17 protein-coding genes are annotated in these 21416 nt (G+C 71.7%); 8 read left to right on the forward strand and 9 right to left on the reverse strand.

Annotated elements, in window-relative coordinates; genetic code table 11:
• Position 1 precedes the first annotated feature (1 nt).
• The 5 genes from FM112_RS08035 to FM112_RS08055 form a co-directional block, all read right to left on the reverse strand.
• Positions 2-442: a DUF4233 domain-containing protein gene (locus FM112_RS08035; RefSeq protein ID WP_087006220.1), complete on the reverse strand. Its 441-nt coding sequence runs from the start codon at positions 440-442 to the stop codon at positions 2-4.
• On the reverse strand, positions 439-2079 hold the full coding sequence (locus FM112_RS08040) for a folylpolyglutamate synthase/dihydrofolate synthase family protein (RefSeq protein ID WP_087006223.1): 1641 nt from the start codon (positions 2077-2079) through the stop codon (positions 439-441). Before FM112_RS08040 ends, FM112_RS08035 begins: the two co-directional genes overlap by 4 nt.
• Positions 2076-5345 carry an isoleucine--tRNA ligase gene (gene ileS, locus FM112_RS08045; RefSeq protein WP_087006226.1) on the reverse strand — a complete coding sequence of 1090 codons (3270 nt, stop codon included), beginning with the start codon at positions 5343-5345 and terminating at the stop codon, positions 2076-2078. Before ileS ends, FM112_RS08040 begins: the two co-directional genes overlap by 4 nt.
• A 221-nt stretch (positions 5346-5566) precedes the next feature.
• Positions 5567-6250: a hypothetical protein gene (locus FM112_RS08050; RefSeq protein WP_087006229.1), complete on the reverse strand. Its 684-nt coding sequence runs from the start codon at positions 6248-6250 to the stop codon at positions 5567-5569.
• A gap of 15 nt (positions 6251-6265) precedes the next feature.
• Positions 6266-7609, reverse strand: coding sequence for a sodium/glutamate symporter (locus FM112_RS08055; RefSeq protein WP_087006232.1), 1344 nt, complete (start codon positions 7607-7609; stop codon positions 6266-6268).
• A gap of 105 nt (positions 7610-7714) precedes the next feature.
• On the opposite strand from FM112_RS08055, the gene FM112_RS08060 reads away from it, so the two are divergent.
• Entirely contained in the window at positions 7715-8410 is a 696-nt protein-coding gene (locus FM112_RS08060) for an SDR family oxidoreductase (RefSeq protein ID WP_087006236.1), read from the forward strand.
• A 23-nt stretch (positions 8411-8433) separates the two neighbouring features.
• Here the strand turns inward: FM112_RS08060 and FM112_RS08065 are convergent, their stop codons facing one another.
• The 4 genes from FM112_RS08065 to FM112_RS08080 form a co-directional block, all read right to left on the reverse strand.
• Complete coding sequence (locus tag FM112_RS08065; protein WP_087006239.1) at positions 8434-9000, reverse strand: TetR/AcrR family transcriptional regulator; 567 nt, start codon at positions 8998-9000, stop codon at positions 8434-8436.
• A 140-nt stretch (positions 9001-9140) separates the two neighbouring features.
• Entirely contained in the window at positions 9141-10079 is a 939-nt protein-coding gene (locus tag FM112_RS08070; RefSeq protein WP_087006242.1) for a hypothetical protein, read from the reverse strand.
• Positions 10076-10747, reverse strand: a complete 672-nt coding sequence (locus FM112_RS08075) for a response regulator transcription factor (protein WP_087006245.1) — start codon at positions 10745-10747, stop codon at positions 10076-10078. The genes FM112_RS08070 and FM112_RS08075 overlap by 4 nt, the downstream gene beginning before the upstream one ends.
• Complete coding sequence (locus tag FM112_RS08080; protein ID WP_087006249.1) at positions 10735-11988, reverse strand: histidine kinase; 1254 nt, start codon at positions 11986-11988, stop codon at positions 10735-10737. The genes FM112_RS08075 and FM112_RS08080 overlap by 13 nt, the downstream gene beginning before the upstream one ends.
• A gap of 129 nt (positions 11989-12117) precedes the next feature.
• On the opposite strand from FM112_RS08080, the gene FM112_RS08085 reads away from it, so the two are divergent.
• The 7 genes from FM112_RS08085 (at position 12118) to FM112_RS08115 (ending at position 21344) form a co-directional block, all read left to right on the forward strand.
• Positions 12118-13743, forward strand: coding sequence for an ABC transporter substrate-binding protein (locus FM112_RS08085; protein WP_087006251.1), 1626 nt, complete (start codon positions 12118-12120; stop codon positions 13741-13743).
• Between the two features lie 4 nt (positions 13744-13747).
• Complete coding sequence (locus tag FM112_RS08090; protein WP_254910417.1) at positions 13748-14797, forward strand: ABC transporter permease; 1050 nt, start codon at positions 13748-13750, stop codon at positions 14795-14797.
• A complete protein-coding gene (locus FM112_RS08095; protein WP_087006257.1) occupies positions 14794-15609 on the forward strand; it encodes an ABC transporter permease in 816 nt (271 codons plus the stop codon). The genes FM112_RS08090 and FM112_RS08095 overlap by 4 nt, the downstream gene beginning before the upstream one ends.
• Positions 15606-17201 (forward strand): ABC transporter ATP-binding protein, encoded by a 1596-nt coding sequence (gene nikE, locus FM112_RS08100; protein ID WP_087006260.1) that lies wholly within the window; start codon positions 15606-15608, stop codon positions 17199-17201. The genes FM112_RS08095 and nikE overlap by 4 nt, the downstream gene beginning before the upstream one ends.
• 136 nt (positions 17202-17337) lie before the next feature.
• On the forward strand, positions 17338-19176 hold the full coding sequence (locus FM112_RS08105; protein ID WP_087006263.1) for a phosphoenolpyruvate carboxykinase (GTP): 1839 nt from the start codon (positions 17338-17340) through the stop codon (positions 19174-19176).
• 164 nt (positions 19177-19340) lie between these two features.
• Positions 19341-20744, forward strand: a complete 1404-nt coding sequence (locus FM112_RS08110) for an NCS2 family permease (protein ID WP_087006266.1) — start codon at positions 19341-19343, stop codon at positions 20742-20744.
• 93 nt (positions 20745-20837) lie between these two features.
• On the forward strand, positions 20838-21344 hold the full coding sequence (locus FM112_RS08115) for a TetR/AcrR family transcriptional regulator (protein WP_087006269.1): 507 nt from the start codon (positions 20838-20840) through the stop codon (positions 21342-21344).
• Positions 21345-21416: the final 72 nt, after the last annotated feature.

The raw sequence follows: 21416 nt of genomic DNA on the forward strand, positions 1-21416 counted from the left end.
GTTAGCGGGTGCCGTCGGCCCCGCTCTGCTCCGCGGGCTCGCCCTGCTCGGCCAGCGCCGCCTGCTCGCGCTCGTACTCGGCGATGATCACGGCCCGCGCCGCGTCGATCCGGCCGCCCTGGTACTGGCAGTAGCACCAGATGGCGAGGAAGATGCCGCCCACGAAGAACATCGAGGGGTGGATGAACCCGGCGAGCGTGAGCGCGATCTGCAGCCCGAGCACGTACCAGCGGCCCCAGCTGCGGCGCAGCAGGTAGACACCCGCGACCATGAGCACGAGGAACACCGCCGTGCCGCCCAGGGCGATGCCCGCCGGCAGCACCTTGAGCCCGAAGATCGCGAGGCCGCCGAGCGCGACCGAGATCACCTCGAAGGCGAGCAGGATGGAGCCGAGCTGCTCGGTCATCGTGCGGTAGCGCCGGGCGCGCGGGGCGCGGCTCATGCCTCGTCCTCCCCGAAGTCCTCCTCGAGCGCGTCGAAGTCCACGCCCTCCTCGGCGGCCTCCCGCTCCTCCGGCGTCGGCTTCCAGCCGTCCTCGAGCGCGAGCGCCGCCGCCTCGCCGATGAGCGTCACCGAGCCGGTGATGAGCACGCCGACCGAGTAGGGGCGGTCCTCGCCCTCGGCCTGCGCGGAGAGCCGCTGCGCGGTCTCGCGGGCGGTCTCGAACGCGTCCTGCGCGCGGTCGATCACGGCGAGCCGCTTCTCCTCGGCGGTCTCGGAGCCGATCGCGTCGGCCACCCGCTCCCCCAGCTCGAAGGCGTCGATCGACCGGGGCGAGTCGGACTGCGTGACGATGATGCGGCTCGCGACGTTCGCGATGGGCTTGATCATGCCCTCCACGTTCTTGCCGTGCAGCGCGCCGAGGACGACGATGAGCTCGTCGAACGCGTAGGTCTCGCCCACCGCCTGCGCGAGATGCGCCGCGCCGTGCGGGTTGTGGGCCGCGTCGATGAGCACGGTCGGCTCGGCGCCGATGAGCTCGAGCCGGCCCGGCGAGACGGCGGAGGCGGTGCCCTGCACCACCGTGTCGTAGTCGAGCTCCCGCTCGCCGCCGAAGAACGCCTCCACGGCCGCGATCGCGAGGGCCGCGTTGTGCGCCTGGTACTCGCCCGCGAGCGCCACCGGCAGGTCGTCGTACTGCCCCGCGATGCCGCGCACCGAGACGAGGCGGCCGCCCACCGCGAGCCGGTCGGCGGTCACGGCGAACTTCTCGGGCTCGGCGTGGAGCGTGGCCTCCTGCAGCATGCAGGCGCGGCGGATGGCCTCGAGCGCCTCGGGGCTCTGGGCGGCGGTGACCACCTGCGCGCTGGGCTTGATGATGCCCGACTTCGTGCCGGCGATCTCGCCGACGGTCGAGCCGAGGCGGTCCTGGTGGTCGAGCGAGATTGGGGTGAGCACGGAGACGGCGCCGTCGGCGACGTTCGTCGAGTCCCACTCGCCGCCCATGCCGACCTCGACCACGGCGACGTCGACCGGCGCATCCGTGAAGCACGCGAAGGCCAGCACGGTGAGCGCCTCGAAGAACGTGAGCCGCGGCTCCCCCGCCTCGTCGAGCTCGCCGTCCACGATCCGCAGGAACGGCTCGATGTCGCGCCAGTTGGCGACCAGCCGCTCGTCGGCGATGGGCTCGCCCTCGATGGTGATGCGCTCGTTGAGCCGGATGAGGTGCGGGCTCGTGAGCAGGCCCGTGCGGAGGCCGTGCGCGCGCAGCAGCGACTCCGCGATGCGCGCGGTCGAGGACTTGCCGTTCGTGCCGGTGATGTGGATCATCGGCCACGCGCGGTGGATGTCGCCGAGCAGCTCGCACGCGCGCCGGGTGGGCGCGAGCCGCGGCTCGGGCTGTGCCTCCCCCACGCGCTCCATGAGCTCGTCGTAGACGAGGTCGGCCTCGGCGCGCCAGTCGGTGCGCTCGAGCTCCTCGCGCTGCTCCCGCTCGCGCTCGCTGATCTCCTCGGGGTCGGACTCCGCGTCCTCCGCGGCGAGCTCGTCGAACGGCGAGCCGCCGAAGAGCTTCATGAGGTACTCGTTGGTGAGCTCCTCGTCCGGGTCGAATTCCTCGTCTTCGCGCTTCTCGTTCATGCCTCCGCCTTCTCCAGCTCGATCTCGAGGGCGCCGTAGCTGTGCGGGATCGTCGACCGCTCCGCCTCGGGGGCGAGCCCTCCCCGCACCTCGATCGCGGTCGCAAGGGTCTCGCGCGCGATGAGTCCGGACTGCGCGCGCAGCGCCTCGAGCGTCGCGTCGTCGGTGCGCAGCGCGAGGCCGATGCGGTCGCTCACCTCGAGCCCCGCGGCCTTGCGCGCGTCCTGCACGGCGCGGATCGCGTCGCGCGCCGCGCCCTCCGCGGCGAGCTCGGGCGTCACCTCGGTGTCGAGCACGAGGATGCCGCCGCCGGGCAGGAGCCCGAGCACCTCGTCGCCCCGCGAGTCGCGGATCTCGAGCTCGAGCTCGTACTCGCCCTCCTGCAGCGCGATGCCGCCGGCGATCACCTCGCCGTCGCGCTCCTCCCAGTCGCCCGACTTCGAGGCCTTGATGACCACCTGGGTCTGCTTGCCGAGGCGCGGGCCGACCGCGCGCGAGTTCACGCGCAGCACCCGCGAGACGCCGTACTCCGCGGCCGCCTCCTCGGTGCGCTCGGCCACCGCGACCTCGCGCACGTTGAGCTCGTCGGCGATGATCGAGGCGAAGGGCTCGAGCTCGGCGGCGCCCTCCACGAGCACCGTGAGGGAGCCGAGCGGCAGCCGCACCCGCAGGTGGTGCTGCTTGCGCAGCGCCTGGCCGTTCGAGACGATCTCGCGCACCGCGTCCATCGAGCGCACGAGCGCCTCGTCGACGGGGAACTCGGAGGCCGCCGGGTAGTCGGCGAGGTGCACCGAGCGCTCCCCGGTGAGTCCGCGCCACACGGCCTCGGCGGTGAAGGGCGCGAGCGGCGCCGCGAGCCGGCAGAGGGTCTCGAGCACCGTGTAGAGGGTGTCGAAGGCCTCGCGCCCGGCCTCGGCCCCGCCCGTGCCGACCCAGAAGCGGTCGCGCGAGCGGCGCACGTACCAGTTGGTGAGCACGTCGGCGAAGTCGCGCAGGTGCGCGGTGGCGTTCGAGGCGTCGAGCGCGTCGAGGTCGGCGGTCACCGCGGCGACGGTCTCGTGCAGCTTCGCGAGGATGTACCGGTCGAGCAGGTGCGTGGAGGCCGTGCTGCGCCGCGCCTCGTAGGCGGGCGCGCCGGGGCCGTTCGCGGTGTTCGCGTAGGTGGTGAAGAAGTAGTAGGTCGACCACAGCGGCAGCAGGAACTGGCGCGTGGACTCGCGGATGCCCTCCTCGGTGACGACGAGGTTGCCGCCTCGCAGCACCGAGCTCGAGAGCAGGAACCAGCGCATCGCGTCCGAGCCGTCGCGGTCGAAGACCTCGTTGACGTCGGGGTAGTTGCGCAGCGACTTCGACATCTTGCGGCCGTCGGAGCCGAGCACGATGCCGTGCGAGACGACGCGCTTGTAGGCGGGGCGGCCGAACAGCGCGGTGGAGAGCGCGTGCATCACGTAGAACCAGCCGCGCGTCTGCCCGATGTACTCGACGATGAAGTCGGCGGGCGAGTGCGAGTCGAACCACTCGCGGTTCTCGAAGGGGTAGTGCACCTGGGCGAAGGGCATCGAGCCCGAGTCGAACCACACGTCGAGCACGTCGGGGATGCGGCGCATCGTCGACCGGCCCGTCGGGTCGTCGGGGTTCGGGCGGGTGAGCTCGTCGATGTAGGGGCGGTGCAGGTCGTCGGGGCGCACGCCGAAGTCCCGCTCGATCTCGTCGAGCGAGCCGTAGACGTCCACGCGCGGGTGGAGCGGATCGTCGCTCTTCCACACGGGGATGGGGCTGCCCCAGTAGCGGTTGCGCGAGATCGACCAGTCGCGGGCGCCCTCGAGCCACTTGCCGAACTGGCCGTGCTTGACGTTCTCGGGCACCCACTCGATCTGCTCGTTGAGCGCGATCATGTCGTCGCGGTAGTCGGTGACGCGCACGAACCAGCTCGAGACGGCCTTGTAGATGAGCGGCTGCTTGCAGCGCCAGCAGTGCGGGTACGAGTGCTCGTAGGACTTCTGCTGGAGCAGGCGGCCGCCGGTCTTCAGCAGCTGGATGAGCGTGCGGTTGGCCTCGAAGAGCTGGACGCCCGCGACCGGGCCGACCTCGGGCAGGAAGCGCCCGCCCGCGTCCACCGAGAGGATGGTGGGGATGTCGTTCGCATCGCAGACCGCCTTGTCCTCCTCGCCGTAGGCGGGCGACTGGTGCACGATGCCGGTGCCGTCGCTCGTGGTGACGTAGTCGGCGACGAGGATGCGCCAGGCGTGCTGCGTGCCGAAGCGCTCGGCGTCGGCGTAGAAGTCCCAGAGCGCCTCGTAGTCGATGCCCTCGAGCTCCTCGCCGCGGAAGGTGCGGACCACCGCGTCCCTCGCCTCCTCGGGCGCGGCGTAGCCGAGCTCCTTGGCGTAGGAGGGGATGCGATCCGTCGCGAGGAGGTACCGCGCGGGGCCGTTGCCGTCGGCGGCGCCCAGCGGGCCGGCGGGCACGAGCGAGTACTCGATCCCGGGGCCCACCGCGAGCGCGAAGTTGGTCGGCAGGGTCCACGGCGTCGTCGTCCACGCCAGGGCGCGCGCGCCGACGAGGTCGAGTGCCCGCGCCTTCTCGCCCGCGAGGGGGAAGGTGACGGTGACGGTGTTGTCCTGGCGCATCTGGTAGACGTCGTCGTCCATGCGCAGCTCGTGGTTCGACAGCGGGGTCTCGTCGTTCCAGCAGTACGGGAGCACGCGGAAGCCCTCGTAGGCGAGGCCCTTGTCGTAGAGCTGCTTGAAGGCCCAGATCACCGACTCCATGTAGGTGATGTCGAGGGTCTTGTAGCCGTGCTCGAAGTCGACCCAGCGGCCCTGGCGCTCCACGTAGTCGCGCCATTCGTCGGTGTAGCGGAGCACCGAGTCCTTCGCGGCGGCGTTGAAGGCGCCGACGCCCATGGCCTCGATCTCCTCCTTGGTGTTGATGCCGAGCTGCTTCATGGCCTCGAGCTCGGCGGGGAGCCCGTGGGTGTCCCAGCCGAACACGCGGTTGACCTGCTTGCCGCGCATCGTGTTGTAGCGCGGGAAGACGTCCTTGGCGTAGCCCGTGAGCAGGTGGCCGTAATGCGGCAGGCCGTTGGCGAACGGCGGGCCGTCGTAGAAGACCCACTCCTCGTCGCCCTCGCGCTGGTCGATCGACGCCTGGAAGGTGTCGTCCTCGCGCCAGAACTCGAGCACCTCGGCCTCCAGCGAGGGGAAGGAGGGGCTCGCCGGAACGGACTCGGCGCCGGGGCCGAAGGCGGACTTCGGGTAGGACATGCGGTGGTCTCCTGCGGTGATGAATGACTCTCAAGGATTCAGGGACGCTCGCGCGCGGTACCACCCCGATTGCGACCGATGCCGGCCGCCGCTTCGTTCGGCTGTGACGGGCCACCCGTTCGGTTCTACTGAGCGGGCGAGCCCCGGGGCCCGACCGCCGTTCTTCCGAAGACTCCCCGTTGATGGCGGATCTTCGTCGTTGGCGACAATGCTACCGCCGTTCAGTCGTGCTCGGAACCGTGTCCGCTCCTGGCGATGCGACGTCGAGCCGCAAGGTTCGCGGACGCCGCCGCGTTCGGCATCGAGGCCGTATTCGCCGCCGCAGCGCCGGAGACTCCGCCCTCCCCGGGAATCGAGACCGGCCCGGGGCCGATCCGCACGCCATGGCGCATCCCGGCCTCCTTCGCGGCGGAGAACGACTCGCGCCTGCTCCGCGCGAATGCGGATTCCGCGGCGAGCGCCGACGGCTGCTCGACCCCGTCCGCCGGCCAGGCCTGCACGAGATACTCCTCTACCGGCTCGTCCACCGCGAGGTCGACGGCGCGGTCGCGGCCACGGGCGGAGACGCGGATTCGAAGCAGCCGTACGGACGCCTCGTGCAGGTCCGCATACTCCTGGTCGATGTCGTCGCCCGGGCCGAAGACCACGGCCCGCTCCCCGTTGCGCACCGCCGCCGTGAACTCGAAGACGTCCTCCCACCCGGGTTCGACCTCGGTCGGGGCCGCATGCAGCGCCTCCGACGCGAGATCGACCGGGCCGAGATGGATGCCGGTGGCGATGACGACGGTATCCCCCGGATAGACCGCGACGAGGCCGCCGCCGTCGCCCAGTGCTTCGGGACTCGCGATGATGCCGCCGATATTGAGCGTCGCGCTCTCCGCGATGAGCCTCGTGACCCTGCGCATGGCTCTCCCGACCCGCTACCCCGACTGCGCCGCGCGGTTGCGGGTGGCGTAGAGGTAGACGGCGATGAGCGCCGCGAAGACCGCCACCGCGCCCCAGATGCCCACGACGGCCCACGACGCGCCGGCGAGCACGAGGAAGGGCGCGAACGTCACCGCCGTGATCTCGATCGGCACGACGGGGATGAACGCGAGCGCGAAGTCCTCGAGCGTGCGCGTGCGCAGCCGCGGGTCGACGATGCGCAGCAGCGCGATGCCGGTGGGCACCGCGCCGGTGGACCAGCCCCACGTGAACAGCTGGCGCTCGAACCAGCCCTGCTGCATGACGCGGGGCGCGATGACGAGGCCGAGGAAGAGGCAGAACGCGAGGCCGAAGAGGAAGAGGATGAGCAGCGAGAGCCACTGGTCGGCCACCACGCCGGGCACGATGGAGGCGATGCCGCAGACCACGAGCAGGTCGGTGGCGGTGCCCGAGATCGAGCGCAGCGACTCCTTGTCCACGAGCCGCATCGCCTTGGTGGCGGTGAGCAGCGGGCGGATGAGCAGGCCGATCACGAAGGCGATCGAGAACAGCGGGAAGCTGATCTCGGGGAAGGCCATCTGCAGCAGCACGTTGATGCCGTAGGCCCCGGCGCAGATGGCCGCGATGAAGCCGACCTGGAAGGCGAGCGTCTCGATGGAGCCGCCCGAGAAGGTGTGGGTGCCGACGCGGGGCCGCTCGGTCTGGGTGTCGAGCACGCCGGTCTGCATGTCCTTGGGCAGCTTCGAGTACCCCTTGTACTCCTGCACCCAGCCGCGCTTCGCACCGATCTTGGCCTGGATGATGCCGCCCACGATGCCGACGAGCAGGCCCACGGTGGCGGAGGTGTAGGCGAGCGAGTTCACGGCGCTGTCGCCGGCCTCGGTGAACACCTGTCCGACCGCGGCGGCGGTGCCGAAGCCGCCCGCCCAGCCGGCGAACAGCAGCAGGCCCGTGCTGTCCGGGGTGCCGAGCAGCGGGCCGAGCACCGCGAGCACGAGCGCCATGCCCAGCGCGACCTGGAGCGCGTACATGAGCATGCCGTAGCTCGCGAAGCCCGCGATGGAGCGGCCGACCTTGAAGATGTTGAACTCGTCGGTGAGCGCGAGGCACGCGAACACCGCGATGATGAGGATGCCGCCGTAGGTGCCGAGCTGGTCCGAGAAGGGCAGCACGCCCAGCACGTTCGGGCCGAGCACGAGCCCGAGCACGCCGGCGATCACGCTCGAGGGGATGAGCATGGTCTGCAGCGGCTTGATCGTGGCGCGCAGCAGGGCGCCGACGACGAGCAGCAGCCCGATCAGGCCGGCGTCGACCAGCAGCGTCCAGGGGGTGTATTCCATGAGTGTTCTCATCTCCTTCTCGGGCTCGGTAGGCGCTGCGGTCTCGTGCAGGGCCGCGATAGCCTATCCGATGCGTCCAACTCGCCCGCAACCCGAGGAGGCCCCATGTCCCGCCCCGTCGCCCTCATCACCGGAGCCTCGAGAGGCATCGGCCGCGCGATCGCCGAGGAGCTCCTCGGCACCCATCGCGTGCTCGCGGGCGCCTCGAGCGCCGAGAGCCTCGAGCCGCTACTCGCGGAGCATCCCGAGGTCGAGCCCTTCGTCGCCGACGTCGCGGACGAGCGACGGCTCGCGGATGCCGTGGCCGCCGCGGGCCTCGAGCGCCTCGACGTGCTCGTGCACTCCGCCGGAGTCGCCGACCAGCGCCGCTTCGAGGAGTTCACCCGCGAGGACTGGCGGCGCTCGTTCGAGGTGAACCTGTTCGGCGTCGCCGACCTCACCGCCCGCCTCCTGCCTGCGCTGCAGGCCGCGCACGGCGACGTGGTGTTCATCAACTCCGGCTCCGGGCACTTCTCGTACCCCACCGGGTCGGTCTACTCGGGCACGAAGTTCGCGCTGCTCACCCTCGCGGACTGCCTGCGCGAGGAGCAGCGCGAGCACGGCGTGCGCGTGACCTCCATCCACCCGGGCTTCGTCGCCACGGATATGGGGTACGCGATCCGCGACGCCGCGAACCGGGCGGGCGGCGCGGACACGTTCGTCACCCCCGGCGACATCGCCGCCGCGGTGCGCACCGCCGTCGACCTTCCCCGCAACGCGCAGGTCGAGACGGTCGTGGTGCGGCCCATGCGCAAGGCGTAGGGCCGCGCGCCGCTACCGCCGCGTCACATCTCCTGCCAGTCGGGCCCGAATACGGCGGTGAGGTAGTCGCCGAGCGGGCCGCGGGAGACGCCGGCCGAGGCCCATTCCATGACCGCGGTGATGGCGCCCGAGGCGATCGCCGAGGCGCGGATGAGCCGCACGGCGTCCTCGAGGTGGGGCTCGAACGTGGCGCCGGCCGGGCTCACCGTCTCGAGCGGCGCGCTCTCCAGCTTCTCGGCGAGATGCTGCACGCGCGTGGACGAGGATTCGATCGCCGCCTCGCGCGCCCGCATGACGTCGCGGTAGGTCAGCGCGGTGGGCGGTCCGGCCACCTCGAGCAGGTGCACGAACTCGGCGAGGGTGTCCGACTGCTTGAGCGACTCGTCGACGCTGCGCCACAGGACGTCCGTCTTGATCGGGAAGTAGTTGAAGAACGAGGAGCGGCTGATGCCCGTCCGCTTCGCGATCGCGTCGGCCGACACGTTCTCCCACCCGACCTCGAAGGCGAGCTCGCAGGCGGCCTCCTCGAGCTCCGCGTGGCTCGACGCGTTCGGGCGACCCGCGCCCGTTCTCGTCGATGTTGCACTCATGAAGTTCCTCCTTCGACCGCGGCGCCGATCGGACCGCCGAGGGTCGCGGCGCGCGGCATGCGTATGAATGAGGGTTCATCTTCGCATGCGCGGATGCCAGTGCCCTGGCATCCGCGCATGCGTCGCGAGCGGTCCGGGGGCTAGCCCACCGGCGCCCCGAACTCGATGTCCCCGATGCCGAGGCTCACCGTGACGCGGGGGCCGTCCTCGCCGCCGCTCAGGTCGTAGCCCGCGTCGAGCGCCGCCGCGATCACGCGCTCGCCGGCGTCCATCCGCAACGGCTCGTCGGGCATCGCGACGCGGATGTCGCCGATCTCGCTTGCGAGCATGGCGTCCGCCGGCAGCGACTCGCGGAGCGTCAGGTCGGCGGCGCCGGTGCTGACGTTCACGCCGAGGTGCTCGTGCACGCGGGCGTCGACGAAGAGGTCGCCGACGTCGGTGCGCGCGTCGAGCCGTCCGTACTCGCCGTAGGCGTGGAGCGAGCCGATGTTCGTGGTCACGTCGGCGGCGGCCCCGCCCCCGTCGAGGTAGATCTCCCCCACGTCGGCGGCGAACACGCCGGAGTCGAAACGGCCCTCGTGGTGGAACCGGCCGAGCTCCACGTCGGCCTCGACGTCGCGCAGGTCGCCCTGCACCTCGAGCTCGCCGGTGCCCACCTCGGCCCGCAGGTCGAGCTCGCCCTCGAGCGAGGCGGGCAGGGTGAGCACCGCGTTGACCCGCACGTCGGGCACGAACCACGGCCACTCGCCGGCGATCTCGAGGCGCAGCTCGCCCGCGGAGCCGTTGCGCAGCACGACCGGCGAGCCGTCCTGCGGCCAGGCGCCCTCGGCCTGGAGGGTGGCCTGCTCCTGCCCCTCGGCGAACTCGACGGTGATGTCGCCGAAGCTCGCGTCCACCACGAGGGTGTCCGAGGACTCGGCCTCGGCGGTCGCGCTGAAGGGCTTGGTGGTGCCGCTGAAGATGCCGTAGTACACGCCGCCGACGAGCAGCGCGACGAGCACGAGCGAGCCGAGGACGGTGAGCAGGATGCCCACCCAGGCGTGCCGCTGCTGCGGCCGGGATGCGGTTTCGGTGGTCATCGCGTGTCTCCTACCTCGTCGACCTCGACCCCGAGGAATGCGAGCACGGCGAGGACTCGCCGGTTGCCGCCCGTCTCCGCGGCGAGGCCGAGCTTCTGGAATACCTGTGAGATGTGCTTCTCGACGGAGCCCTCCGAGATGAAGAGGGCCCCGGCGATGTTGGCGTTGGACTTGCCCTCGGCCATGAGCCCGAGCACGGATCGCTCGCGCTCGGTCAGCGCGTCGAGCCGGTTGTCCCGCTGCCGGCGGCCGAGCAGCTGCCCGATCACCTCGGGGTCGAGCACCGTGCCGCCCCGCTGCACCTGCTCGATGGAGTCGAGGAACTCGGCGACGTCGGCGACGCGGTCCTTGAGCAGGTATCCGAGATACCCCTTGCTCCGCCCGATCAGCTCGGTCGCGTAGCGCTCCTCGACGTACTGCGAGAGCACGAGGATGGGCAGGGACGGGGACTGCTCGCGCAGCGCCATCGCGGCCCGGATCCCCTCGTCCGTGAACGTCGGCGGCAGGCGCACGTCGAGGATCACGAGCTCCGGGTCGGTCTCGGCGACGCGCTCGGCCAGCGCGGCGGCCTCCGGCAGCGCGGCGAGCACCTCGTGGCCCTCGTCGGCGAGGAGCCTGGTCAGGCCTGCGCGCAGCAGGGCGTTGTCTTCACAGATCACGATGCGCATGGCACGGTCACCTCGATCACGGTCGGTCCGCCCTGCGGGCTGGAGAATCGGTAGGTGCCGCCGACTGCGGTCACCCGGTTGATGACGCCGTCGATGCCGCCGCCGGCGTCGCGGTGCGCGCCGCCCCGCCCGTCGTCCTCGATGTAGGCGTAGAGCACGGGCGTGCCGGCGGCGTCCAGCCGCTCGTCGATCCGCACGAAGATGCGGTTCGCGCCCGAGTGCTTCGTCGCGTTCGTGAGGGATTCCGCGACGGCGAAGTACATCGTCGCCTCGGCCCGGTCGGAGTGCCGCCGCGAGAGGCTCACCCGGATGTCGACAGGCGTGTGGCTGCGGCCGATCAGCGCCGAGAGCGCCGCGTCGAGGCCGCGGTCCTGCAGCACCGCCGGCTGGAAGCCGCGCACGAGCTGGCGGAGCTCGGTGACGGCGGTCATCGTGGATTCGCGGGCCTCCTCGATGAGCTCGCCCGCCCGGGCGGGGTCGTTCTCGAGCTTGCGCCGGGCCATGCCGAGCGTCATGCCCACCGCGACGAGCCGGGGCTGGACGCCGTCGTGCAGGTCTCGCTCGATGCGGGTGCGCTCGATGTCGGCGGCCGAGATGGCCTGCTGGCGATGCGTGGACTGCTCGCGGGCCTCGCGCCGGAGCTCGGCCTCGAGGCTCGGCACGAGCAGGGATGCGGAGATCGCCCGGTGCGCGTAGGCGAGGCCGATGAGCGCGGCGGCGCTCACGACGACGAGCAGGATGCCGAGCACGAGGACGAGCCAGCTGCCCAGCTCGACCGTGCCCGGCACGAGCCAGAAGGTCGAGATCGCGAAGGTCTCGCTCACGAAGGGCGCGACGAGCCACGCGATGCCGTGGCCGAGCGCGTACACGCCGAACAGGGCTGCGAAGCCGAGCAGCGAGGTGAGGAAGCCGTGCAGCAGCGAGGTCCAGGTGCGGGAGTCGGCGTACTGCAGCAGCAGCGTGTGCGGGATCCGCCAGCCGTCGACGCGGTCGGAGGTGCGGAGGCGATGCTCCGGCACCTCGAGGTCGAAGGTCCAGCCGGCCCGCGCCTCCTCGATGCGCGCCATGCCGTAGAGCACGAGCCCGAGCACGGCGAGGATGAGGAAGCCGACGAGGAAGAAGAGGCCGACGACCCCGAGCGCCGCGGCGACCGACACCAGCACGATGACGGGGATGCAGAGGAGTCCGTAGAGCACCAGCTGCGGTATCGCCAGGGCGATGTGGAGTGCTTTGGATTTCATGCTCTCAAGCTACGCGGGGCGGGTGCGCCGATCGACGCGGGTGCCCGGAGCGCCCGCGGGGGTTTTCCCCCGCATCCGGGCCGCGAATTATTCTTCGACTAGATGCAACAGTCGGGATATGCTGGGTGGATGCACAAGCGACCCCTCCGGCTGCTCGGCGCACTGATCGGCCTGGCCGTCATCGCGCCCCTCGCCGCCTGCTCCGCCTCCCCCGCCGAGTCCAAGACCACTCTCACCTACGCCTCGGGCGAATCCGAGCCCGACTGCCTCGACCCGCACGTGGGCGGCAACTGGCCGCAGGCCCTCGTGGGCCACCAGTTCGTCGAATCGCTGTTCGCGCGCGACGAGTCCGGCGCCATCGTGCCCTGGCTCGCCGAGTCGGGCGAGGCGAACGAGGACGGCAGCGTGTGGACCATCACGCTCAAGGAGGGCATCGAGTTCTCGGACGGCGAGCCGCTGAACGCCGAGGCCGTGATCGCGAACATGGAGCACCTGCGCGATCCGGACACGAAGTCCTCGACCGGCGTGCTCGCCCTCCAGAAGGTCGACGAGTTCGTCGCCACCGACGAGCACACCGTCGAGTTCCGCATGAACACCCCCGACTCGGCGCTGCTCGAGTCGCTCGCCCAGACCTGGCTCGGCATCATGTCGCCCGCCGGGATCGAGCGCGGCGAGGTCGAGAACTGCGAGGCGCCGATCGGCACCGGCGCGTTCAAGGTCGAGAGCTGGACCAAGCAGGACCGCGTCGTGCTCGTGCGCAACGAGACCCACACCGAGACGATGCCGGGCGAGCAGACCCCGCCCGAGGGCGAGCGCATCGAGCGCATCGAGTGGCGCTTCATCCCCGACGCCGCCGCGCGCGTGGCCGCGCTCCAGGCCGGGCAGGTCGACGTGATCGACCAGGTGCAGCCGGACGCCCTCTCCCAGTTCCAGCAGAACGACGACTTCGAAACCCTGCTCGGCGCCCGCCCCGGCACCTCGGCCCGCATCGAGCTGAACACCACCCGCGCCCCCTTCGACGACCCGCTCGTGCGCGAGGCCTTCGTGAAGTCGGCGAACATCGACGCCGCCGTGGAGTCGCTCTTCTTCGACACGATCGACCGCTCCTACTCGCCGCTCGCCTCCTCGCTGCCCGAAGCCGCCTCCTTCCCGGACGACCTCGTCTTCGACGTCGACGCGGCCAACGAGCTGCTCGACGAGGCCGGCTGGACCGAGCGCAACGACGCCGGCATCCGGATGAAGGACGGCGAGCCGCTGAGCGTCTCGTTCCCGCTCTCCTCGAACCAGTCGATCCCGGCCGAGGTGTCCCTGGTCGAGCAGATCGCGGCGAGCGCGGGCGAGGTCGGGTTCGACGTGGAGATCGAGCTGCTCGACATCAGCTCCTGGTACGCCGCCTCCGGCGAGTGGGAGTTCGACGCGATCATCGCGCCGTACTCCAAGTCCTCCGCCGATGTCCTGCGCATCGTCTACCACTCCGACGGCAACATCCCCGCGCCCTCGGGCTACCACGCGAACAACACGGGCGTGGAGAACGACGAGCTCGACGCGCTGCTCGACGAGGCGGGCGCGAGCTCGGACGAGGCCGAGCGCGCCGAGCTCTACGAGCAGGCGCAGTCGATCATCATCGGCGACCACCTGGTCATCCCCCTCTACGACCAGATGGTGCAGTTCGCCTACACGCCCACGCTCTCGGGCTTCGCGCTCGACCCCTCGCTGAACCTGCCCACGTTCACCAACGCGAGCTTCACCGGCTGATCGGGTGACCGCAGCCGCCGAGCCGACGCCGGCCGCACCGGCCGCCCCGCCGCCCGAGCAGGATCGGGCCGCGCGTGGCGGGGTGCGGCTGCGCCGCGTGCTCGGCCGCACCGCCTCGCGGCTGGCGGCCGCCGTCGTCGTGATCTGGGCGGTCGCGACGATCACCTTCTTCGCGGTGCGGGCGGTGCCGGGCGACCCGGTGCTCGCCATCCTCGGCGGCCCGGGCTCGAACGCCACCGCGGAGGCCGTCTCCAAGGCCAGAGCCGACTTCGGCCTCGATCTGCCGCTGGGCGAGCAGTACCTCCTCTCCCTCGGCAGGCTGCTGCGGGGCGATCTCGGCGAGAGCTACCGCCTGCACAGCGAGGTCGCCACGGTGATCGGCGACCTGCTCCCCGGCACGCTGCAGCTCGCCGGCGCGGCGCTGCTGCTGGGATGGGCGCTCGCGCTCGCGCTCGTGTGGGCCTCGGTCCGCGGCGGCCGGGCCGCGGGGGCGATCACCGACCTCTTCGGCATCGTCGGCTCCGCGCTGCCCCATTTCTGGTTGGGCGCGGTGCTCGTGACCGTCTTCGCCACCGGCCTCGGCCTGCCCGTGGCACTCTCGGGGCCCGGCCTCGTCGGGCTCGTCCTGCCGGCCGCGACCCTCGCGATCCCGCTCGGCGGCTACCTCGCCCAGGTCATGCGCGACTCGACGATCGACACCCTCGACAAGCCCTTCATCACCGCCGCGTTCGCGCGCGGCGACTCGACGGCGGGCGTCTTCGCCAAGCACCTGCTGCGCCGCGCGGCGCTGCCGGCCATCGGCCTCACCGGGTGGGCCTTCGGCTCGCTCGTCTCCGGCGCGGTGGTCGTCGAGAAGCTCTTCGCCAGGCCCGGGCTCGGCCGCGCGCTCGTCGACGCGGTCGTCGCGCGCGACGTGCCGATGGTCATCGGCGTCCTCATCGTCGTGGCGGCCTTCTACGTGCTCATCACACTCCTGACCGACATCGTCGAGCAGCTGCTCTCCCCCAGGCGGGACGCGGGGACCTCCGCGCCGCGGAAGGCGGCGGCCGCATGAGCCGCGCGCTGCGCCGCATCGCGATCGGCCTGTGCCTCGCCGTCGCGGCCTGGTTCGTGCTCGCGGCGCTCTTCCCGCAGTGGCTCGCGCCGGGCGACCCGCTCGCCGTGGACCCCTCGGCCGCCTACAGCGCCCCCGGAGCGGGGCACCCCTTCGGCACCGACGAGTCGGGGCGCGACATCTACACGAGGGTCGTGCACGGCACCGCCCAGTCGCTGACGATCGGGCTCGCCGCCACGACGATCGGGCTCGCGCTCGGCGTGCTGCTCGCGACGCTCTCGGGCCTCGGCGGCCCGGTCGGCGACTGGATCTCGACGCGCATCGTCGAGACGCTCTACGCCTTCCCCGGCATCCTGCTCGCGCTGCTGCTGCTCTCGCTCACCAGCCCGGGCATCGTGCCCACGACCATCGCGGTGGGGCTCTCCACCGCCCCCGGCTACGCGCGCATGCTGCGCACCCAGTTCCTGCGGGTGCGCGCCTCCGCCTACGTCGAGGCCGACCGGGTCATGGGCCGCGGCCCGTGGTTCCGCCTCGTGCGGACCATCCTGCCCAACGCGTTCCAGCCGCTCTTCGCGCTCGCGACCCTCGGCATCGGCCAGGCCGTGGTCTGGGCGTCGGCGCTCAGCTACCTGGGCCTGGGCGATCCGCCGCCGAGCCCCGAGTGGGGTGCGATGCTCAACGCCGGCGCCACCTACCTGCCCTCGGGCGGCTGGTGGATGTCGGTATTCCCCGGCAGCGCGATCGCGGCCGTCGCCGTGACCGGCACGCTGCTCGGGCGGCTGCGCAACGCCGAGGCGAGGGAGGCGCGATGAACGACGAACGGCCGGTCCAGGCCCGACCCGGGGCGGACGAGCCCCTGCTCGACGTGCGGGGGCTGCGCATCGGCTTCGGGGGCTCCGAGATCGTCCGGGGGCTCGACCTGCGCATCGCCCGCGGCGAGTGCCTCGGGCTCATCGGCTCCTCCGGCTCGGGCAAGTCGCTGACCGCCCGCTCGCTCATCGGCCTCGCCGGCCCGGGCGCCCGGGTCGACGCCGAGCGGATGCGGCTGGCCGGGACGGACCTGCTCGGGCTCGGCGAGCGCCGCCTGCGCGAGGTGCGCGGCGGCCGCATCGGCCTCGTGCTCCAGGACGCGCTCGTCTCGCTCGACCCGGCCCGCACGATCGGCGTCGAGCTGGACGCCACCCTCCGCCGCCACACCGGCCTCGGGCGCGAGGAGCGCGCGCGGCGCGCGGTCGAGCTGCTCGAGCTCGTGGGCCTGCCGGATCCCGGGCTGCGGATGCGCCAGCGCGCGGACCAGCTCTCGGGCGGCCAGCGCCAGCGCGCGCTCATCGCGATCGCGCTGGCCGGCGACCCCGAGCTCATCGTCGCCGACGAGCCCACCACCGCTCTCGACGCCGTCGCGCGCCGCGAGCTGCTCGCCCTGCTGCGCCGACTCGCCGACACCGGGATCGGCGTGCTCTTCGTCTCGCACGACCTCGTCTCGGTGCGCGTGCTCTGCGACCGGGTCGCCGTCATCGACGAGGGCCGCATCGTCGAGACGGCCGAGACCGCCGCCCTGCTCGACGCGCCCGCCTCGGCGGCGGGGCGGGCCCTCGTGGCCGCGCTCCCCCGCCCGCCGCGCGAGACCGCGCCCGTCGAGGGCCCGGTCGTGCTGCGGGCAGAGGCGCTCGAGCAGCGCTACCGGCTGCCCGCGGGCGGGGAGTTCACGGCGCTGCGCGGCGCCTCGCTCGAGGTGCGGCGCGGCGAGACCCTGGGCGTCGTCGGCGCCTCGGGCTCCGGCAAGTCGACGCTCGCGCGGATCCTGCTCGCGCTCGACCCGCCCGCCGCGGGCCGGGTGGAGTTCGAGGGCGAGCCCTGGGCGCCGCTCCCCGAGCGGCGGCGCCGGCCGCGGCGCCGCCGGCTCGGCATGGTCGCGCAGGATCCGCTCTCGACGTTCGACCCGCGCCTGCGGGTCGGGCAGATCCTCGCGGATGCCCTGTCGGGCGGCCGCACCCGGCGGCCGCAGCGCCTGCGGGAGCGCATCCGCGCGGCGCTCGACGAGGTCGGCCTGCCGCCGGAGCACATCAGCGCCCTGCCGCTGCGGCTCTCGGGCGGCGAGCGGCAGCGGGTCGCGATCGCGCGCGCCCTCGCCGGGGCTCCGCACGTGCTCGTGTGCGACGAGGCGGTCTCGGCCCTCGACGCCACCGTGCGGCGGCAGATCCTCGACCTCATCGCCCGGGTGCGCGCCGAGCGCGGGCTGGCGTGCGTGTTCATCTCTCACGACCTGGACGTCGTCGGCGAGATCTCGGACCGGGTGGCGGTGGTCGACCGCGGCGAGGTCGTCGAGATCGCGTCGACGCGGACGCTCTTCACGAACCCGCGACATCCCGCGTCGCGGACATTGCTCATCGGTCGTGATACATAGCGAACATGCCCGGATCTTTGTAAGTTCGTGGAATACTGGGGAGAAGTTACAAATTGACCAGGCCCTGGACCGCGTCGTCGAGGGCCTGGGGGTAGCTAGCTCCATCCATACCGAACCACGTGAAAGCAGCTGCGATATGCCCTCAACCTCGTCAGTGAACGCCAGCGAAATCCCCAAGCTCTCGAAGAACCCCGCCGTGAACGAGTGGGTGGTCCGCACCGCCGAGCTCACCCAGCCCTCGAGCGTGGTGTGGTGCGACGGGTCGCAGGAGGAATTCGACAACATCGCTGCCGATCTCGTCGAGTCGGGTACGCTCATCCGCCTCGACGAGGAGCTCCGTCCGAACTCGTACCTCGCGCGCTCCGACGCGAAGGATGTGGCGCGCGTCGAGAGCCGCACGTACATCTGCTCCGAGCGCGAGGAGGACGCCGGCCCCACGAACAACTGGCGCGATCCCGCCGAGATGCGCGCCGAGCTCGAGCCGTACCTGCGCGGCTCGATGCGCGGGCGCACCATGTACGTGGTGCCCTTCGCCATGGGCCCCCTCGGCGGCAAGATCACCCAGTACGGCGTCGAGATCACCGACTCGCCGTACGTGGTGCTGTCGATGGCGCTGATGACCCGCTCGGGTTCGGCCGCGCTGGAGTACATCGCGCCGGACGGCGAATGGGTTCCCGCACTGCACACCGTCGGCGCGCCGCTCATCGACGACGAGGGCAACGAGGTCGAGGACGTCGCGTGGCCGTGCAACGACACGAAGTACATCACCCACTTCCCCGAGACCCGGGAGATCATCTCCTACGGCTCCGGCTACGGCGGCAACGCCCTGCTCGGCAAGAAGTGCTTCGCGCTGCGCATCGCCTCGGTCATGGGCCACGAGGAGGGCTGGCTCGCCGAGCACATGGTGCTCATCCAGGCGACGAACCCCGGGGGCCGCAAGTACACGATCACCGGCGCGTTCCCCTCGGCCACGGGCAAGACCAACCTCGCCATGATGCGGCCCAAGCTGCCGGGCTGGAAGGTCGAGACCATCGGCGACGACATCGTGTGGATGCGCCCCGGCGACGACGGCCGCCTCTACGCGATCAACCCGGAGTTCGGGTTCTTCGGCGTCGCGCCGGGCACCGGCTGGTCGACGAACCCGGTCGCGATGGAGACCATCTCGAAGAACACGATCTTCACGAACGTCGCGCTCACCGATGACGGCGACGTCTGGTGGGAGGGCATGACCGACGAGACGCCCGAGCACCTGATCGACTGGGAGGGCAACGACTGGACCCCCGAGTCGGGGCGTCCGGCCGCGCACCCGAACGCCCGGTTCACCGTGCGCGCCGACCAGTGCCCCACGCTCTCCGCCGACTGGGACGCCGCCGACGGCGTGCCCGTGGACATCATCCTCTTCGGCGGCCGGCGCCGCACCAACGTGCCGCTCATCTACCAGTCGAAGAGCTGGGAGCACGGCTGCTTCCTCGGCTCCACGCTCGGCAGCGAGCAGACCGCGGCGGCCGAGGGCCCCGTGGGCGTGCTGCGCCGCGACCCGTTCGCGATGCAGCCCTTCGCCGGCTACCACATGGCGGACTACTGGAACCACTGGCTGACCTTCGGCGAGCGCCTCGGCGACAAGGCGCCGTCGATCTTCCAGGTGAACTGGTTCCGCCGCGACGCCGACGGCGGCTTCCTCTGGCCCGGATTCGGCGAGAACATCCGCGCGCTCGAATGGGCGACCAGGCGGGTGGAGGGCGCCGTGGGCGCCGTCGAGTCGCCGATCGGCCTGCTGCCGGACACCTCGGATCTCGACACCGAGGGCATCGACGTGGACGAGGAGACGCTGCGGCAGATCTTCGACGTCCCCACCGAGGGCTGGCTGGCCGAGCTCGAGGAGACCGAGCGGTACTACGACGAGATCGGCGAGCGGGTGCCGCAGGCGCTGCGCGAGCAGCTCGCCCAGGTGCGCGCCGCGTTCGAGCGGGCCTAGCGGCTCGCCGCGCCGCGAAGGCGGCCGGATCCCTCCGACGGGAGGGGCCCGGCCGCCTTCGCCGTCTCCGACGGGTCGGCGAGTCCCGCCGTCACCCCTAGGATTGCTCTGTGAGCACACCCAAGACTGCCGAATCCAGGAAACCCTCGAGCGCACCCGATCTGATGGAGCGCCTGTTCCGGCTCGAAGAGCGCAGCACCTCGGTCGGCCGCGAGATCCGCGGCGGCGTGGTGACGTTCATCACCATCTCGTACATCCTCGTCCTCAACCCGCTCATCCTCGGCGGGCAGCCCTCCGCGGATATCGACGGCAACGCGCTGGACGCGGTGCAGGTGGCCTCCTCGACGGCCCTCGCCGCGGGCCTGCTCACGGTGGTCTTCGGCTTCGTCGCGAACCTCCCCTTCGCCCTCGCCGCGGGGCTCGGCATCAACTCGTTCCTCGCGGTCTCGATGGTGCACCAGGTCACCTGGCCCGAGGCGATGGGCCTCGTCCTGCTCAACGGCGTGGTCATCGTGATCCTCGGGGCCACGGGCGCCCGCACCGCGATCTTCCACGCGGTGCCGGCGGCGCTCAAGTCGGCGATCACCGTGGGCATCGGCATGTTCATCGCCTTCGTCGGCCTCGTGAACTCCGGATTCGTGACCCGCACCGAGGGCGGTCCGCCCGTGCAGCTGGGCCTCTCGGGCTCGATCACGACCATCCCCACGGTCATCTTCGTCATCGCGCTCCTGCTCATGGGCATCCTGCTCGTGCGCAAGGTGCCCGGCGCGATCCTCATCGGCATCGTCGTGGGCACCGTGCTCGCGCTCATCGCCGAGGGCATCTGGCATCTCGGCGCCTCGGCCGACGGCAACGCGGGCGGCTGGAACCTCACCGTGCCGGCGATGCCCGAGCAGGTCGTGGCGCTGCCCGACTTCGGCCTCGTCGGCGAGATCGACCCGCTCGGCGCCTTCGCGCGGCTCGGCCCCGTGGCGGCCCTCATGCTGCTGCTCACGCTCGTGTTCATGAACTTCTTCGACGCGATCGGCGCCATGACCGGCCTGGCCCGCAACGCGGGGCTCGCGAAGGAGGACGGCACCTTCCCGCGCATCCGCTCGGCCTTCGTCGTCGAGGGCCTCGGCGCCGTCGTCGGCGGCGCCACCTCGAGCTCCTCGAACACGATCTTCGTCGACTCGGCCTCCGGCATCGGCGAGGGCGCCCGCACCGGGCTCTCCGCGGTGGTCACGGGCGCGCTCTTCCTGCTCGCGCTCTTCTTCACGCCGCTCGCGGTGGTCGTGCCGATGGAGGTGGGCTCGGCCGCGCTCGTCGTGGTGGGCGCCATGATGATGGCCCAGGTCTCGGACATCGACTGGAAGGACTTCGCCGTCGCGCTGCCCGCCTTCCTCACGATCATCTCGATGCCGCTCACCTACTCGATCGCGAACGGCATCGGCGTCGGCTTCATCTCCTGGGTCGTCGTGCACCTCTGCACCGGCCGCGCCCGCAAGGTGCACTGGCTGCTCTGGGTGGTGGCCGCCGGCTTCGTCGTGTACTTCGCCCGCACGCCCATCGAGGCGCTGCTCGCCTAGCGGCGGCGCACGTCCACGGAGGTTCCCGCCATCACCGATCCGAGAGCGCTGCGCACCCGGCGCGCCCTGCAGACCGCCGCCGTCGAGCTGTCGATGCGCGACGAGCCCGGGCCGCTCACCGTCGCGGCCCTGACGCAGACCGCGGGGGTCAACCGCGCCACCTTCTACGACCACTTCGAGTCGCCGCAGGACGTGCTGCTCGGGGTGCTGGCCGAGGACCTCGACGCGCTCCGCGAGTCCGACGACGCCCTCCGAAAGGACCCCGGGCTGTCGCGAACGGCGATCCTCCGCACCGCCCTCCTCGGGGTGGTCGAGCACGTCCGCCGGTTCGAGCCGATCTACCGGCGGTCGCTCTCGAACCCGGCCGACGGCGTGACCCATCACGCGCTCTCGAGCCACTTCGCCGAGTCGGTGCGCCGCATCCTCGACCGGCAGGATCCTCCGCCGCCCGGCCTCCATCTGCCGATCGCGGCCGAGTTCATCGCCCACGCCCTCGTGGGCGCGCTCGAGGTGTGGCTGGCCGCGCCGGATCTCTCCGAGGAGGAGCTCGTGGACGGCATCCTCGGCTGCATGCCGGACTGGTGGGCCTCGCTCCGATAGCCCGCGCACTCGAAAACTCTCCGACAGGCATCGCTTATACGACACCTGTCGGATAGTCTGGACGGACCGTCA

The sequence above is a fragment of the Gulosibacter sp. 10 genome, from assembly GCF_900163695.1.
Lineage (GTDB): Bacteria > Actinomycetota > Actinomycetes > Actinomycetales > Microbacteriaceae > Gulosibacter.